Source organism: Lentzea albidocapillata, from assembly GCF_000719115.1.
GTDB lineage: Bacteria > Actinomycetota > Actinomycetes > Mycobacteriales > Pseudonocardiaceae > Lentzea > Lentzea albidocapillata.
Genome location: NZ_JOEA01000013.1, coordinates 212,990 through 228,096, shown reverse-complemented (window position 1 = coordinate 228,096; position 15,107 = coordinate 212,990). Strand labels below are relative to the sequence as shown.

General features: G+C 68.5%; 14 protein-coding genes. 11 read left to right on the top strand and 3 right to left on the bottom strand.

Annotation, left to right across the window (positions count from 1 at the left end; all coding sequences use genetic code 11):
• The first annotated feature begins 54 nt into the window (after positions 1–54).
• Positions 55–843, top strand: a complete 789-nt coding sequence (locus IG04_RS0121155; RefSeq protein ID WP_030478404.1) for a M23 family metallopeptidase — start codon at positions 55–57, stop codon at positions 841–843.
• Positions 844–1,953: 1,110 nt separating this feature from the next.
• On the opposite strand, the gene pcrA is transcribed toward IG04_RS0121155, so the two are convergent.
• On the bottom strand, positions 1,954–4,266 hold the full coding sequence (pcrA, locus tag IG04_RS0121145; protein WP_030478402.1) for a DNA helicase PcrA: 2,313 nt from the start codon (positions 4,264–4,266) through the stop codon (positions 1,954–1,956).
• A gap of 59 nt (positions 4,267–4,325) precedes the next feature.
• Between pcrA and IG04_RS0121140 the strand changes: the two genes are divergently transcribed.
• Positions 4,326–4,538 (top strand): hypothetical protein, encoded by a 213-nt coding sequence (locus tag IG04_RS0121140; protein WP_030478401.1) that lies wholly within the window; start codon positions 4,326–4,328, stop codon positions 4,536–4,538.
• The gene (locus IG04_RS48980) at positions 4,468–4,890 is read left to right on the top strand and encodes a chorismate mutase (protein ID WP_420843952.1); all 423 of its coding nucleotides are present in this window, start codon (positions 4,468–4,470) and stop codon (positions 4,888–4,890) included. Before IG04_RS0121140 ends, IG04_RS48980 begins: the two co-directional genes overlap by 71 nt.
• Before the next feature lie 21 nt (positions 4,891–4,911).
• On the opposite strand, the gene IG04_RS0121130 is transcribed toward IG04_RS48980, so the two are convergent.
• Positions 4,912–5,964 carry an arginase family protein gene (locus IG04_RS0121130; protein ID WP_036015389.1) on the bottom strand — a complete coding sequence of 351 codons (1,053 nt, stop codon included), beginning with the start codon at positions 5,962–5,964 and terminating at the stop codon, positions 4,912–4,914.
• A 70-nt stretch (positions 5,965–6,034) separates the two neighbouring features.
• Between IG04_RS0121130 and IG04_RS0121125 the strand changes: the two genes are divergently transcribed.
• The 6 genes from IG04_RS0121125 (at position 6,035) to IG04_RS0121100 (ending at position 12,592) form a co-directional block, all read left to right on the top strand.
• On the top strand, positions 6,035–6,361 hold the full coding sequence (locus IG04_RS0121125) for a hypothetical protein (protein ID WP_030478398.1): 327 nt from the start codon (positions 6,035–6,037) through the stop codon (positions 6,359–6,361).
• A 105-nt stretch (positions 6,362–6,466) separates the two neighbouring features.
• On the top strand, positions 6,467–7,315 hold the full coding sequence (locus IG04_RS0121120; RefSeq protein WP_030478397.1) for a hypothetical protein: 849 nt from the start codon (positions 6,467–6,469) through the stop codon (positions 7,313–7,315).
• Positions 7,316–7,487: 172 nt separating this feature from the next.
• The gene (locus IG04_RS0121115; RefSeq protein WP_030478396.1) at positions 7,488–8,324 is read left to right on the top strand and encodes a hypothetical protein; all 837 of its coding nucleotides are present in this window, start codon (positions 7,488–7,490) and stop codon (positions 8,322–8,324) included.
• A 192-nt stretch (positions 8,325–8,516) separates the two neighbouring features.
• Positions 8,517–9,356 (top strand): hypothetical protein, encoded by an 840-nt coding sequence (locus IG04_RS0121110; RefSeq protein ID WP_030478395.1) that lies wholly within the window; start codon positions 8,517–8,519, stop codon positions 9,354–9,356.
• A 146-nt stretch (positions 9,357–9,502) separates the two neighbouring features.
• The gene (locus IG04_RS0121105; protein WP_036015317.1) at positions 9,503–10,828 is read left to right on the top strand and encodes a serine/threonine-protein kinase; all 1,326 of its coding nucleotides are present in this window, start codon (positions 9,503–9,505) and stop codon (positions 10,826–10,828) included.
• Between the two features lie 120 nt (positions 10,829–10,948).
• The gene (locus IG04_RS0121100) at positions 10,949–12,592 is read left to right on the top strand and encodes a serine/threonine-protein kinase (RefSeq protein ID WP_030478393.1); all 1,644 of its coding nucleotides are present in this window, start codon (positions 10,949–10,951) and stop codon (positions 12,590–12,592) included.
• A gap of 15 nt (positions 12,593–12,607) precedes the next feature.
• On the opposite strand, the gene IG04_RS0121095 is transcribed toward IG04_RS0121100, so the two are convergent.
• Positions 12,608–13,510 (bottom strand): LysR family transcriptional regulator, encoded by a 903-nt coding sequence (locus IG04_RS0121095; RefSeq protein ID WP_030478392.1) that lies wholly within the window; start codon positions 13,508–13,510, stop codon positions 12,608–12,610.
• Between the two features lie 81 nt (positions 13,511–13,591).
• Here IG04_RS0121095 and IG04_RS0121090 point away from each other — a divergent pair, with 81 nt between their 5' ends.
• Together IG04_RS0121090 and IG04_RS0121085 are read left to right on the top strand one after the other, a co-directional pair.
• Positions 13,592–14,518 carry a DMT family transporter gene (locus IG04_RS0121090; protein WP_030478391.1) on the top strand — a complete coding sequence of 309 codons (927 nt, stop codon included), beginning with the start codon at positions 13,592–13,594 and terminating at the stop codon, positions 14,516–14,518.
• 121 nt (positions 14,519–14,639) lie between these two features.
• The gene (locus tag IG04_RS0121085; protein WP_030478390.1) at positions 14,640–15,059 is read left to right on the top strand and encodes an SsgA family sporulation/cell division regulator; all 420 of its coding nucleotides are present in this window, start codon (positions 14,640–14,642) and stop codon (positions 15,057–15,059) included.
• The last annotated feature ends 48 nt before the right edge of the window (positions 15,060–15,107 follow it).

The window sequence follows — 15,107 nt, the reverse complement described above, 5'->3', positions numbered from 1 at the left end:
ATCCCCCGCCCGGCGTCCACCAGATCAGGCTCCCCGAAGGCGGAAGGGCAAGCTTTGAGTCACCACCGCTCCCCCGGCGGCCATGAACGCAGTGCTGCGCTTGAAGAGGCAGTCGACCGCGCCACCGCGCGCCCGGTCAGCTCTCACCGGCTCCCCCCACCACCGTCGGCGCTTCGCGGACGAATCGTCGTCGCCGCCGTCGCAGTAGGCGCGTTCGCAGCGGCAGGCGCAGGCCAGATCGGCCAGGCCGCAGCGAACGACAGCAAGGACGTCCAGCTCGCGAACCACGCTGACGGCGCCGCCACCTTCGACGGCGTGGGCGGCGACACCGCCTCCGCGCCGCAGATTCTCGCGGTCTCCAAGACCACGACAGAGGGTTCCGCCGAGGCCGCCAAGCTCGTGCGCAGCCAGCAGCTCACGACCCAGCGTGAGACCGTCGAGGCCGAGAAGAAGCGCCCGAAGTTCGTCCGCCCCGCCGCCGGCGAGTTCACCTCCGGCTACGGCGGCCGCTGGGGCACCATGCACCTCGGCATCGACATCGCGGGCCCCATCGGCACCCCGATCGTCTCCGCCGCGGACGGCGTGATCATCGAGGCGGGTCCCGCGTCCGGCTTCGGCCTCTGGGTCCGCGTGCAGCACGCCGACGGCACCATCACCGTCTACGGCCACATGGACACGATCGGCGTCCGCGAAGGCCAGCAGGTCAAGGCAGGTCAGCAGATCGCCCGCATGGGCAACCGCGGCTTCTCCACCGGACCCCACCTGCACTTCGAGGTCTGGAACCCGGGCGGCCAGAAGGTCAACCCGCTGACCTGGCTGAACGCTCGTGGCGTGACGGTCTGATCCACCGGGTCTTTCGGCAGTTGGCGCACGGATCTTCGGATCCCTGGTTCGGGATTTCCTGAACTACGGCTGAGTAGCTTCCTGACGGTCGTTCTGCTCCTGGCCCACCTCGTGGTGTGGGTCAGGGTGTTTTGGTCGACTCAGAGGGCTCAGGTGGCCCAGGAGCCTCTAGCGTCGCTCTAGTCGCGTGCGAAGTAGGTCGCCGCTATGCGCCAGACTGAGCACATGTGTTTGCGCCAGCGTGGGCCGCAGGCCTTGCAGGCCCCGCTCTCCGTTGGTTCGTGGTGGCGCAGCAGGGTGCGCCAGGCTTCGACCAGCCTGATGGTCTCCGGAGATTCCAGCTGGTTGAGGATTGCGAACACACGTTCGTGCAGGGCGCCGGCCAGTACGTGATCCAATTTGAGCTCTCCCGCCGGGGTTGTGGCCTCATGCGGTCGATGATGCTCCTGGGGTCTGACAATTTTTGGACGCGGTGGGGCTGACCTGCGTCGATCTTCAGAAGACAGTGCGGCCGGACCGCTCTCCCGTTCGGTCCGGCCGCACTTCGCCGCGAAGTTAGGCCCCCGCCGTCCCTTCGCTCCCCTGTGTCTGCAGGCTGCTCGTTGTGCCCTGGACCGCCCCGAACGTTCCCTGGCTGTGCTGCTTGCGACACCCACATAGACGTACGTAGTGGCTTGCCGTTGCGCGGATTTTGGGGATTTCTCCGGATTTTCTTGGGGGTGGGTGTTGGTGCTGGTCAAGGGGCGCGTCGGTTGCGTTGGCCGTCTCCCTGGTGCGTTGGCGGCCGCCGGTTTGTTGTCCGTGGGTGGTCACCGTGCTGGGGGATGTTCCGGCTGATTCCTGGGGCTCCGCCCCAGACCCCGCCAATCTGATCCAAAGCCGGGGTCTACGCCATGAGCGGGTTGATGGCACGCCTGTTGCGTTGGGCGGAGGCGCGTTGCTTTGTGGGGCGCGTTGGTGGGGTGGCTTCGTCACGAGTCGAGCCACCCAGAACGTTCGGTAAGGACGGCTCGCCTGCGGCGTCGCGGGTGGGATGTGTGCCCATGAGCGTGTGCTTGGACTGCTCGCCTTTGGCTTCGCTGCGATCGGGTGGCGGGTGGGGGTGGCTCGTCAGAGTTTTGTCATTGGGACGCTGCCGATGAGCATCAGGCGGACTGTGCCTGCGCCGCCGAAGTCGATCGTTGCTGTTGCCCTTAGGCCCGCGCCGTCCACTGCCACTACTCGGCCCAGGCCGTACTTGTCGTGGGTTACTCGGTCGCCTACGTCCAGCTTCAGGGCTGGGGCGTCCTTCCAGCCCGCTTTGCCTGGGGCCGGGCGGGAGAGGCCTCGGGAGGCTATGCCGCCTGAGGCTGAGCGGCTCCAGGTCGTGGCTGCTGCCGGGCCTGAGCGGGAGGGCTCTACTCGGCGCCAGTCCAGCAGGTCTTCCGGGATTTCGCCCAGGAAGCGGGAGGCCGGGTTTGCCGAGGGCTGGCCCCAGGCCGACCTCACCAGGGCCCTGGAGAGGTAGAGGCGGCGTTGGGCCCTGGTGATGCCCACGTAGGCGAGGCGGCGTTCTTCTGCCAGTTCGGCTGGGTCTCCCAGTGCTCGCATGTGCGGGAAGACGCCGTCTTCCCAGCCCGTGCTGAAGACGACCGGGTATTCGAGGCCCTTTGCCGTGTGGATGGTCATCAGGGTGACCACGCCGTCTGAGTCGGCGTCCGGGATCGAGTCCGCGTCTGCAACGAGGGAGACGCGTTCGAGGAATGCCGGTAGGGACGGGACCGGGTCTGCGCCCTCGGGGAGCTCCAGTTCGGTGAACTCCCGGGCGACGGTGACCAGTTCGTTGAGGTTTTCGATCCTCGTGTGGTCTTGCGGGTCTTCGCTGGCTTCCAGTTCGGTGCGGTAGCCGGTCTTGTCCAGGACCGCTTCGAGGATGTCGGCCACGTCGTCCTCGCGCGCGACCATCTCGCCGAGTTGGTCCATCATTTCCACGAAGCCTGCGATCGCGTTGCGGGAGCGCGGGTTCAGCATCGGGACCCGGTCGTTCACCGCTTCGCGGAGGGCTGCGGCGAAGCTGACTCGTTCGCGTTCCGCGTAGGCCGAGACGCAGGCTTCCGCCCGGTCGCCGATGCCTCGTTTCGGGACGTTCAGGATTCGGCGGAGTGAGACCGTGTCTTCCGGGTTGGCCAGGGTTCGCAGGTACGCGAGGGCGTCGCGGACCTCTCGGCGCTCGTAGAAGCGGACGCCGCCCACTACTCGGTACGGGAGGCCCAGGCGGATGAAGATCTCTTCGAAGACCCGCGACTGGTTGTTGGTGCGGTAGAAGACGGCGATCTCGGAGTTGTTGACCTCGCCGCCGTCTACCAGGCGGTCGATTTCGTTGGCTACGAACGCCGCCTCGTCGTGCTCGTTGTCCGCTACGTAGCCGACGATCTTCTCGCCCTCGCCGAGGTCGGACCAGAGCGACTTGGCGCGGCGGTTCGGGTTGCGGGAGATCACCGCGTTCGCGGCCGTCAGGATGTTCTGTGTGGAGCGGTAGTTCTGCTCCAGCAGGATCGTGGTCGCGTCCGGGTAGTCGCGCTCGAACTCCACGATGTTGCGGATCGTGGCGCCGCGGAAGGCGTAGATGGACTGGTCCGCGTCGCCCACCACGCAGAGTTCGGCCGGGGGGAGCTCGCCGCCCGCCTTGCCGACCAGTTCGCGCACGAGGGTGTACTGCGCGTGGTTCGTGTCCTGGTACTCGTCGACCAGGACGTGGCGGAAGCGGCGGCGGTAGTGCTCTGCCACGTCCGGGAAGCGCTGCAGGAGTTCGACGGTCCTCATGATCAGGTCGTCGAAGTCGAGCGAGTTCGACTCGCCCAGGCGGCGCTGGTAGACGGCGTAGACCTCGGCCACGCGGCGTTCCAGGTCGTTCGTGGCCTGGGCGGCTGCGGTCTCCGGGTCGATGAGCTCGTTCTTGAGGTTCGAGATGTGCACGGCGAGGGTGCGGGCCGCGTACTTCTTCGGGTCGAGGTCGAGGTCTCTGGCGACGAGCGTGATGAGGCGGCGCGAGTCGTCGCTGTCGTAGATCGAGAAGTTCGACGACATGCCCAGGACCTTCGCGTCCCGGCGCATCACGCGCACGCACATCGAGTGGAACGTCGACACCCACATCGAGCGGGCGCGGGCGCCCACCATGTCGGCGACGCGCTCCTTCATCTCGGCGGCGGCCTTGTTCGTGAACGTGATGGCCATGATCTGGCCCGGGTGCACGTCACGCGCCGCGAGCAGGTACGCGATCCGACGGGTGAGGACGCGCGTCTTGCCCGAGCCGGCGCCCGCCACCACCAGCAGCGGGGAACCGGCGTGCTCGACGGCACGGCGCTGCGCGGGGTTCAGGTCGTCGAGCAGGTGGCCCGCGCGGGAAACGGGGGGACTTGAAGGCAAGTCGAACAAGGCGCTCATCGTCCATCCACGGTACCGGGCGGCACCGACAAATCCGGTACCGCCCGACCATGTGTTCGATGAGCAGGAACTATCAGGTGCTGGTGTCGATCATGAAGTTCTGCCCGGAAGACGGACAGGCCCTGCCTGCGGCCCGCACGTCCCACCTGGTGAGCCTGTTCACGGCCCGAACTTGGCGGGCCCCGGAGGTTCTGTGCAACACTGAATCCATGCGCGCGACGTTCTTCGAGTTTTTCTACGGGACCCGGACTCCGGCTCCCGTGGTCGTCTAGCGCTGAAAAGCCACCACGAAGCCCCGGAGTCCTCGGACCCCGGGGCTTCGTCGCTTCCGGGCCAGGACTCGAAGTTCTCGAGAGGTCATCAATGATGGACACCACCACTGACCCCGACATCAACGAGCTGCGCGAGGAGATCGACCACCTCGACGCGGAGATCCTCCGCCTGGTGCAACGGCGCGTCGAGATATCCAAGATCATCGGTGCGGCCCGGATGGCGGCCGGCGGCACGAAGATCGTGCACAACCGCGAGATCGACGTGCTCAACCGCTACCGGCCGCTCGGCCCGGAGGGCAAGGACCTCGCCATGATCCTGCTCAAGATGGGCCGCGGCCCGCTCGGCAGGTAGCTGGTCAGGACGGGCCCGGCGTCACAGCACGCCGGGCCAAAAAGGCTTCAGGGCGGCCCTGACGCGCTCGAGGTCCGCGTCCGCCGACCGGCTGTCGTCCGGCACGTAGGCCAGCGGATCCTCGAGCAACGGCTCCGGCAGCCGCAGCAGGCCCTCGACCAGCGCGTGCAGGCACAGCGCCGAGTACCCGCGCAGGTAGCCGCCCTCCTGGGTGAGCACGGCCCGCGGTCCGAACGACGCCACCCGCCGCCCGATCTCGCGGTACCCGTCCGCCGTGAGGTTGTGGCGCCCGTTGGGGTCGAACGCCGATCCGTCGAACCCGGACGCGCACACCAGCAGGTCCGGCTCGAACTCGCGCAGCAGTGGGAAAGCGATCTCGTCAAGCGCGCGCATATATGGCGTGTCGCCCGCACCGAGTGACAGCTCGATGTTGACGTTTCTGCCGTTGGCGCCCACTTCTGACGGCGCGCCCGTCTGCGGGTGGTTGGTGCCCCACGAGCCGTGCCGCATGTGCACCGAGATGGTCAGCACGTCCGGCCGGTCGTAGAACACCTCCTGCGTGCCGTTGCCGTGGTGCACGTCCCAGTCGAGGACCGCGACCCGCATCCCTTGCCGTCGCGCGGTTTCCGCCACTAATGCCGCGTTGTTCACGAAGCAGTAGCCATCCGCCATGTCCGGCTGCGCGTGGTGCCCCGGCGGCCGCACGAGCGCGTACGCCACCGGCGCACCGGACTCCAGCGCCGCCAACGCCGTCCCCGCCGCCGCAGACGCCGCACGCCACGTCTCCGGCCCTACGACCGTGTTCACGTCCAGCGCCACACGCTCCGATACGCGCAACGAATCCAAGTACCCCGCTGTGTGCACGCGCAGAAGCTCGTCGACGGACGCATGCCGCCCCTCGTGCCACTTCAAGTGCGGCGCCACGGGACCGTGCGTCAGCGCGTGCCGGAACGTGCGCAGCCTCGCCGCCGTCTCCGGATGCGGTTCGGCGACGTCGAGCCACGGCCAGGAGCCCGGCAGCTCCCACAGGCCCTCACCGGCGTCGTGCTCGAGGCAGTCGTCGTGCCAGAACATGTCCACCCGAATCGGATATCAGGGCGATCACGGATGGTCCACCGAAAAATTCTCGGGGCACACTGGAGGCATGGGCCTCATCGCCGCACTGATCGCCATCGCCGGCCTGCTCGCCGCCTTGGCGCACGACGCTTACCTGGGCTTGCTCGGTTCGGCCGCGAACAAGAAGGGCCTCGCCGGAGCACCTGTCTCACAGTTCGTCCGCAGCCGCTGGAAGACCGCGATCATCACGACCGCGGGCGCGGTGATCGGTTTGCTGATCACCAACGGCGACTCGCTGGGCGCCGACGTCATCGGCTCGCTGATCGCGGGTGGCAGCGGCCTGGCCGCACTCAACGGCGTGCAGAACACGCGCAAGCAGCTCAACAGCGGTCAAGCTCAACTGCCACCGCGCTGACAAAGTTCACACAAAAGAGTGTCACTCGTCCTGAACACCCCCATTTGATTGCTTCGGCACCGCCGGACGGCCCTACCCTGATTGCGTCGCAGAGGGGTGTCGGGGATGGACGAACTGCCGGGCAAACATCGTGTCGACGACGGGCCGCGGCCGCTGGACGCGCGACCCGTCGCCGGGGGCGACCGCATCCCGCTGCCCCGCCGCCGCCAGATCGACCCGCTGCAGGACACCGACGGCCTGCGCAAGTTCAACATCGGGCTGGTGCCCGCCTCGGTCACGCCGCCGCGCACCTGGAAGCGCGCGGCCTGGTTCGCCGTCGTCTCGTCGGTGCTCGTGCTGGTCGGCCTGAGCGTCGCCGCGGCCAAGCTGGTCGGCGGTGGCGGCGAGGTCGAGACGGTAGGGCTGCCCGGCTACCCGTCGGACGTGCCGACGATCGCGGCACTGCGCACGGGCGGCACGAGTCCGTCGGCCACCGGCGGCTCCACGCCCTCCGCCGCGCCCACCGGCAGGGTCGCTCCCGCGCCGGGCACGGGAGCGAGCAGCGTGCCGGGCACGAGCGGCCCGGCGTCCGCCACGAACACCAAGCCGTCCGGGACGCTCCCGCCGGTCATCACGACCGTGCCGGCCTCCGAGGTCCCCGTCGTCGACGGCGGCAAGATCGCCGAGCAGACCGAGCACTTCTACCAGGCGATGGCGACGAACGCCGACACGGCGCTCGCCATGACCACGGACACCGTGCGCTCGAACGCCGATGCGTTGCTAGAGGGCCGGATCGCCGACATCTCGCTGATCGAGGTGAAGGAGATCCTGGTCGACCCGAGCAAGGGCCTCACCGTGAGCCTGCTGCAGGTGACGAAGAAGGACGGCTCGATCAGCACCGAGAAGCGCGAGCTCACCTTCACGCTGGACGACCTGCCGCTGATCAACGGTGAACGGTTGAAGCTCGGCGGCTGAAGTGGCTAAAGGTCATGCCCTGAGTTACCGAACGTAGTAGGTAGCACCATCGAGCGAATCCTGATCACCGCTGGCCGCCACAGACGAGTGAAGTCCACCAGGAAACTGGCGTCATGACGTGAGGCCACGGTACGTCTTCACCTGAACACGGACAGTACGGAGGACCAGAGCAGTGCAGCGTCCCGCGGCGACGACCGGACGGCGGCACAACCGCGCCGGCTCGATCAGCGTGGCCGAGCTGATCAAACAGCAGCCGGCACCGATGCGCATCCTGTCGAACGAGGAAGCCGCCACCGACGCTCTCGTCACCTCCCTGCTCGGCCCGACCGAGAACATGACCGCGGCGACGACCGTGATCCCGGTCGTCCCGAACCGCCGCCGGCGCACGAAGCCGGGCCCCGTCGCCAGGGTCGCCGGCCTGCTGACCGGCGTGGTCGTACTCGTCTCGTCCATCGCGGGCGCGGCGATCCTCGCGGGCAAGCGCCCGGCGAACGTCGGCGTCCCGGTCGCCGACCGGCCCGTCGCGCTGTCGGGTTCGAGCGCGCTGCGTCCCGACGTCCTGTCGGCCCAGCTGCCGCACGAGCACCCGCCGCTGCAGACCACCTCCACCGCCGTGATGCCGATGCCGCAGCCGTCCGCGTTGCTGCTGGAGACCGCCGCCGCGACCACAGAACCCTCCACGCCGGAGGTCTCGATCGGCCCGCTGCCGCAGGTAGACGTGGTGAAGAAGTTCTACGAGCTGCTCGCGACCAAGCCGAACTCGGCGGCCAAGCTGCTCTCGCCGGAGCTGGTCGGCGCGAACCCCGCGGAGTTCGCCCGGTCCTGGGGAAAGATCAAGACGGTGAGCGTCGACCAGACGTCGGTGCGGCCGGACGGATCGGTGCTCGCCGTCGTCTCGATGCAGGAGATGGACGGCGGCTGGCTGCGCATCGAGCAGCTCTTCTGGCTGACCAGCACGACCCAGCCGCGGATCGTCGGCACCGAGGTCCTTTCGGCGCAGCGCAGTTAGGTCGCACCCAACTGGCTCGCCGTTCGCAGTCGAACGGTGACCGCTCGTCGCGAAAACTGGGTTTCGATCGTGAAAATTCCCCCATAGGGGTTACATCTCGGGTCACGATTCGGTATCCATGAGCCCGCCAGTGCGCGTACGCGAACTTGGAAGGGTGAACGAGCGGTGTCGATTGAGGACCATCGTCGGCGGTTGAACGGATCGGCCGAGTCGACCGGCCAGTTGTCCGTCGCCGAGCTGATCGCCCGCCGCGAGGCGGAGACCGTGGAGATCCCGGTGATCACCGCCGACATCACCCCCGAGGCGTTCGAGCCGACGATCAAGTTCAAGGCGGTCAAGGCTCCGGGCGGCAAGAAGAAGCAGCCCATGAAGGAGCTGCACATCACCGAGCTGCTGCGCCGTGAGGGCCGCGCCGACGACACCCAGCGCGGCGGGTTCACCGTCGGCAAGCTGGCCGCCGCCGCCAGCGGTGGTGTCATCATCTGCGGTTCCGTGGCGTTCGCAGCCTCCTCGTGGCTGTCCTCGCCGGACGAGCGCCCGCTCGCCGAGGTGCGGTTCGACGAGCGCGCCCAGGCCCGTGGCGCGAGCGCGGGCACCGAAGGCGTCGTGAAGCTGCCGTCGAACAAGACCCAGCAGTCCGACGCCACCGAGACGCAGCAGGCTGACCCGACGTCGGCGGACCCGACCACGCGCGTCGCCCCGTACGTCCAGACCCAGCAGCAGCGTCCGACGCAGCAGACCCCGACCCAGCAGCCGACGCAGCAGCCCACCACCGAGACCTCGACCACTCCGTCGACGTCCACGGAGACCAGCACGCCGAGCACTCCGCCGTCGAGCGAGACGCCTCCGCCGCCGAGCTCGTCCGCTGCCACCCCGCCGACCAACAGCACGCCGCCGCCCAGCTCCGAGAACCCGCTGCCGCGGCCGTCCAACCCGGTCGACGTGAGCGTGGACCTCGGCATCCTCGACCCGGTGCTGAACACCGTGGGCGACACCCTCGGCGGATTCGACTTCTTCGCCCCTGTGAACTGATGTACGACAGGTAGCTCAGCGGCGGGCCCCGACAGGTACCCTGTGCGGGCATTCCGGACGACCGCTGACTACCGCACGAGGAGCACGAGCGTGGGATCTGCTGCCGCAGCCGCAGTCACGCCTTCGAGCACCCCTGGGGTGGGCTTGTGACGACGTCCGGCACCTCGGACGGCCGTCTGATCGCCGACCGTTACCGCTTCCTCGACCGCATCGGCTCCGGCGCGATGGGCATCGTCTGGCGTGCCCACGACGAACGCCTCGGCCGTGAGGTCGCGATCAAGCAGCTGCTGCTCGCGCCCGGCCTCGACGAGGCCGAGCAGGACGAGGCCATCCAGCGCGCCATGCGCGAGGGCCGCATCGCCGCCAAGCTGCACCACCCGAACGCCATCGCCGTGTACGACGTCGTCGAGGAAGACGGCGTCCCGTGCCTGGTCATGGAGTACCTGCCGTCCTACAGCCTGGCCGACGGGCTCGCCGAGGGCGGGCCGATGGACCCGGTCGAGGTCGCCAGCATCGGCGCCCAGTGCGCGGCGGCGCTGGCCGCGGCCCACGCGGCGGGGATCGTGCACCGCGACGTGAAGCCGGGCAACGTGCTGATCGCCGAGAACGGCGTCGTCAAGATCACCGACTTCGGCATCTCGCGCGCGTCCGACGACATCACGGTCACCAAGACCGGCCTGATCGCCGGCACGCCCGCGTACCTCGCGCCGGAGATCGCGCGGGGCCAGGACCCGACGCCGGCCTCGGACGTCTACTCGCTCGGCTCGACGCTGTTCGCCGCGATGGAGGGCGAGCCGCCCTACGGAGTGAGCGAGAACACTCTCGGTGTGCTGCACGCCGTCGCGGCCGGGCGGATCAACCCGCCGACCGTCGACCACCCGCTGTCCGACACGCTGCTGTACCTCCTGAACTACGAGCCGGACGACCGGCCGACCATGACCCAGGCGCGCGAGGTGCTCAACGCGGTCGCGCACGGCCGTTCGCCGTCGTTCAGTGGCCTGGCGGTGCCCGACGGACCCGATCCGACGGCGATCGTGGAGCCCGATCGGACCCGAGTGGTCCGGCCGGTGGCTCGGACCGCGCCCCCGCGGACCGCTCCGCCGATGGCGCCCGCCAGGAGCCAGGAGAACAACAAGCCGCTGGTGATCGCTGCCGTCGTGCTGGCGTTGCTGCTGATCATCGGCGGTTTGATGGTCGCGCTCGGGGTGTTCAACAAGGAGCAGCAGACCCCGTCCGCGCCGCCGGCGAGTTCGTCGCAGACGGTAGAGCCGACGAGTTCGTTGCCCGAGGTGACGACAACCACGCCCGAGGCAACGACAACGCGCGAAACGACGTCTACGACTACGACGACAACAACTACGACCACCACGACTACGACGACGACTACGACCACAACGACAACAACGACGCCGCCGCCGTCGTCCACAACCACGACGACGACTACCACAACCCCGCCAGCGGGTCAGGCCTAAGCGTCGTTACTCCGTAGAAGTCTCGTAAGGTGGGTACTCACACCTGATGGGGTGATCTGAACCCGAAGGTGTGATCAGCCGTTGAACAGAGAGCAAGTGACCGCACAGCGGGGAGCAACTGTGACCGACGATGGCCGATTGGTCGCTGGTCGCTACCGATTGAGCCAGCGGATCGGCAGCGGCGCCATGGGCGTCGTCTGGACGGCACACGACGAACGCCTGCACCGCACAGTCGCGGTCAAGCAACTCCTCCTGCAGCCTGGACTAGCCGAAGCTGACACGGACGAGGCCAAGAGACGTGCCATGCGCGAGGGCCGTATCGCCGCGCGCCTGCAACACCCTCACGCGGTCGCCGTCTACGACGTGGCCGAGGACGACAGCCAGCCGTGGCTGATCATGGAGTACCTGCCGTCGAAGAGCCTGTCCGCGGTGCTCTCCGAACGCGGCACGCTCCCTCCGCGGGACGTGGCGTCGATCGGCATGCAGGTCGCGTCCGCGCTGGCCGCCGCGCACATCGCCGGCATCGTGCACCGCGACATCAAGCCCGGCAACATCCTGCTCGGCGACGACGGCACGGTCAAGATCACCGACTTCGGCATCTCCCGCGCGACCGGTGACGTCACGGTCACCGCGACGGGCATGCTCGCGGGCACCCCCGCCTACCTCGCACCCGAGGTGGCCAAGGGCTACGACCCCGGCTCGCCGTCCGACGTGTTCTCCCTGGGCTCGACGCTCTACGCCGCGATCGAGGGCGAACCGCCGTTCGGTCTGAGCGAGAACACCATCGCGCTGCTGCACAAGGTCGCGTCCGGCAAGGTCAACCCGCCGCGCAACGCCGGCCCGCTGACGGCGCTGCTGATGCGCCTGCTGCGCGCGGAGCCGGAAGACCGCCCGACCATGGCCGAGGCCCGTGACGCGCTCGCCGCAGTCGCGAACGGCCAGGCCGCTCCCGCCTTCACCCCTGCCGTGGTTGCCCCGACCCACCCGCCGTCGTGGCGCGGTGCGCCGGTGCCGCAGCAGCAGCAGACCGCCACGCGGGCCCTCACGCCGCCGCACGGCCACCAGCAGGCCCCGCCGCCGCCCAACGCGACGCGGGTGGACATGCACACGCCGCCACCGCGCACGGCGTCCGCGCAGCAGCAGCCGTCGAACCACCGCCCGGCCGCCGCGCCGCAGTACTCGCAGCGCCCGAGACAGGCAGCGGCCTCTTCGGCGTTGAAGAGCAAGAAGTCGACGGTCTACACCGCGCTCGCCATCGTGGCGGCGGCGGTCATCGGCATCATGTTCGCGAGCATGATCTCGAACGGCGGCGGCAACGGCAGCGGCAACAACGCGGGCGCCAACACCTCGACGCAGCAGACCCCGGGCGGCGACCCGACCAAGCAGTCGACGACACCGAAGTCCGCGGGCAAGGCCGGTCAGTGGACGAGCCAGCCCGGCGCGCCTGACATGGAAGCGTTCCTGAACGAGTACTTCGACACCGCGCCCAAGGACCAGCAGGCGGCCTGGGCACTGGGCAACGGCAACTTCCAGGGCAGCTTCTCCGGCGGCTACGGCGGTTTCCAGGACTTCTGGTCGGGCGTCAAGGACGCCAAGATCCTCAAGGCGACCGAAAAAGAAGGCTTCTACTGGGAAGTCGACGTCCAGTACACGAAGAAGAACGGCGGGACGACCACCGAACGCCGGGGCATCTCGTTCGAGTGGAAGAGCCCGAACTTCCTCCTGCACAGCGACAAGTCGCTCGGCCCGGCTACCGGCTACTGATCGCGTCAGCCCTGGTCAGGAGGCCCGTGCGGCCTTCTCCAGGGCTTCCGCGAGAGTGAGCACGGCGGGATTCCGCGCGGCATCCTCGCGGTACACGACGTGAATGTGCCGGACGGGTTCTGGATTGCGCACCTTGCGCACGACAACGCCGGGGTGCGCATATCCCAGCCCGAGCCGGGGAATGATCGTGACGCCCAGCCCAGCTGCCACGAATCCCTGCGCGGTCGCGTAGTCGTCGCTTTCCACGACGACCTTCGGTGAGAACCCGGCGCCCGCGCAGGCATTTCGCACCAGGTTCGCGCACAGACCCGTGGCACCGCAGTCCGCGTCGATCCACGGCTCGTCGGCCAGTTCACCGAGGTCGAGCACGCGTTTGCGCGCCAGGACGTGGCCTCGCGGGAGCACGGCGTACAACGGGTCGGCGAGCAGGTGCCGCGCGACCATGCCCTCCGGGGCTGGCGCGTCGGGTTCGAGGACGGTGATCGCCACGTCCGCGCGGCCAGCCGCCAGTTCGACGAAGGGGTCGGTCGGCTCGGTGAGCTTCAGGTCGAGCTCCACCCCCGAGCGCTCGGCCCGGAACGCCGCGACCGCGGGGGGCACGAGCGCCGCTCCCGCCGTGGCGAAGTAGCGGACGCGCAGGGTTCCGGCGCAGCCGTTACGCAACGCCGTGAGGGCGCTCTCGGCCTCGGCCAGTTGCTCGGCGAGGCGGCCGGCGTGCTCGGTGAGGAGGCGACCGGCCGCGGTCGGCCGGATGCCCCTGCCGACGCGTTCCAGCAACGGCATGCCTGCCTGCTTCTCCAGGCCCGCGACCTGCTGCGAGATGGCGGACGGGGTGTAGCCGAGGTTCGTCGCCGCCGCGGTGATGGAACCCGTGCTCACGACGGCCCTGAGCACCTGCATTCGTCGCACGTCCAGCATGCCTCGACCTTACAGCGCTGCTTAAAGGTTTCCCACAACAATTAAATTGTTTTCACGTGTTCCCGGGCGCATGGTTGACCCGTGAACCAACGCGGAACGTTGATCAGGATGGGCGTGCTCGCCCTGCTGTGGGGATCCAGCTTCCTGTGGATGAAGCTCGCGCTGGGAAGTCTCGCGCCCCTGCAGATCTCGCTCGTGCGGACGTTCTTCGGGGCTGTCGTGCTGTTCGCCGTGCTCGCGCTGGCGAAGATGAGCCTGCCGCGGGATCGGAAGATCTGGGGTCACATGCTCTTCGTGGCCCTGTTCGGCAGCGCCATCCCGTTCACGCTGTTCGCGTTCGGCGGCCAGACCGTCGACTCGGGCGTCTCCGGGGTGCTCAACTCCACGACGCCGCTGTTCGCGCTGGCCATCGGCCTCGTGCTCGGCTCGGAGAAGATCAGCAACTTCGTGCGCCTGCTCGGCCTCGGGCTCGGCTTCGCGGGCGTGCTGGTGATCTTCGCGCCGTGGCAGTCGGCCAACAGCATCGCTAGCTGGGGTGCGGTGCTGTGCCTGATCGGCGCGGCGAGCTACGCCATCGGCTACTCCTACGCCGGCCGTTACCTGGTCAACACTGGCGCCACCTCGACGCAGCTCGCCGCCATGCAGCTGACCACCGCGTTGGGAATGCTGCTCCTGGCGACGCCGTTCGGCGGCCTGGAGCCGCTGCACCTGCACTGGGTCGGCATCGTCGCCGTGATGATCCTCGGCGTCTTCGGCACCGGCGTGGCGTTCATCCTCAACTACCGCGTCATCGCCGACGAGGGAGCCACGACGGCGACTACCGTGGGTTACCTGCTGCCGGTGGTTTCGGTACTCCTTGGAGCGATCTTCCTCGGGGAGCAACTCAACGCGAGGATCGTCATCGGCATGCTGGTGGTGCTCGTGGGCATTGCGCTGACCCGGCGGAAGCCCGTCGCGGCAGGTCAGACCGTCTCACCAAACGAGACGCGCGACCTGGTCAAACGCTGAGAGGTGAGACGCACGTCTCCCCCGTTAGGATGGTTCCGAGACGAATCGCGTCCTTATCAGGCTGCTTGGCCGTCTCCTCTTTGTGAGCGGACATGGAGACCAGCCTGGAAAGGACATCGACATGAACACCGACAACCTGAAGGTCACCACCCGGACGACTTTTCAGCTACTGGCACCCGGAGCGGCCCCCGCCCCGGTCGAGGCCGAACTCGTCTACGACCCGGAAGACCCCTACGCCGTCGCCGTCGTCTTCTTCACGGGCTCCGGCCGCGTCGAGTGGATGTTCGCCCGCGACCTGCTGGCCGACGGCCTGCTGACGCCGTCCGGTGAGGGCGACATCCTGGTCCGGCCCGCCTCCGACGACCCCGAGCGCGTCCTGGTCGAGCTGAACGCGCCGACCGGGTTCGCCATCCTCAGCGCCGTCGCCGAGGACGTGGCGGAGTTCCTGGACAACTCCTACGACGTCGTCCAGCCGGGCGAGGAGGACCTGTGGATCGACTTCGAGCGGGAGCTGCAGAAGCTGGTCTCGACGATCGACTAGTCCCTGATGACGGTCCGGGGTGGTCATACGGGCGCGGGGCGAGGTGCC

What these genes read in the sequence shown, in the direction of transcription:
- pcrA (WP_030478402.1), bottom strand. Translation starts at nt 4,266, where the DNA reads ATGAGCGCCTTGTTCGACTTGCCTTCAAGTCCCCCCGTTTCCCGCGCG.
- IG04_RS0121140 (WP_030478401.1), top strand. Translation starts at nt 4,326, where the DNA reads ATGAGCAGGAACTATCAGGTGCTGGTGTCGATCATGAAGTTCTGCCCG.
- IG04_RS0121130 (WP_036015389.1), bottom strand. Translation starts at nt 5,964, where the DNA reads ATGTTCTGGCACGACGACTGCCTCGAGCACGACGCCGGTGAGGGCCTG.
- IG04_RS0121125 (WP_030478398.1), top strand. Translation starts at nt 6,035, where the DNA reads ATGGGCCTCATCGCCGCACTGATCGCCATCGCCGGCCTGCTCGCCGCC.
- IG04_RS0121120 (WP_030478397.1), top strand. Translation starts at nt 6,467, where the DNA reads ATGGACGAACTGCCGGGCAAACATCGTGTCGACGACGGGCCGCGGCCG.
- IG04_RS0121095 (WP_030478392.1), bottom strand. Translation starts at nt 13,510, where the DNA reads ATGCTGGACGTGCGACGAATGCAGGTGCTCAGGGCCGTCGTGAGCACG.
- IG04_RS0121085 (WP_030478390.1), top strand. Translation starts at nt 14,640, where the DNA reads ATGAACACCGACAACCTGAAGGTCACCACCCGGACGACTTTTCAGCTA.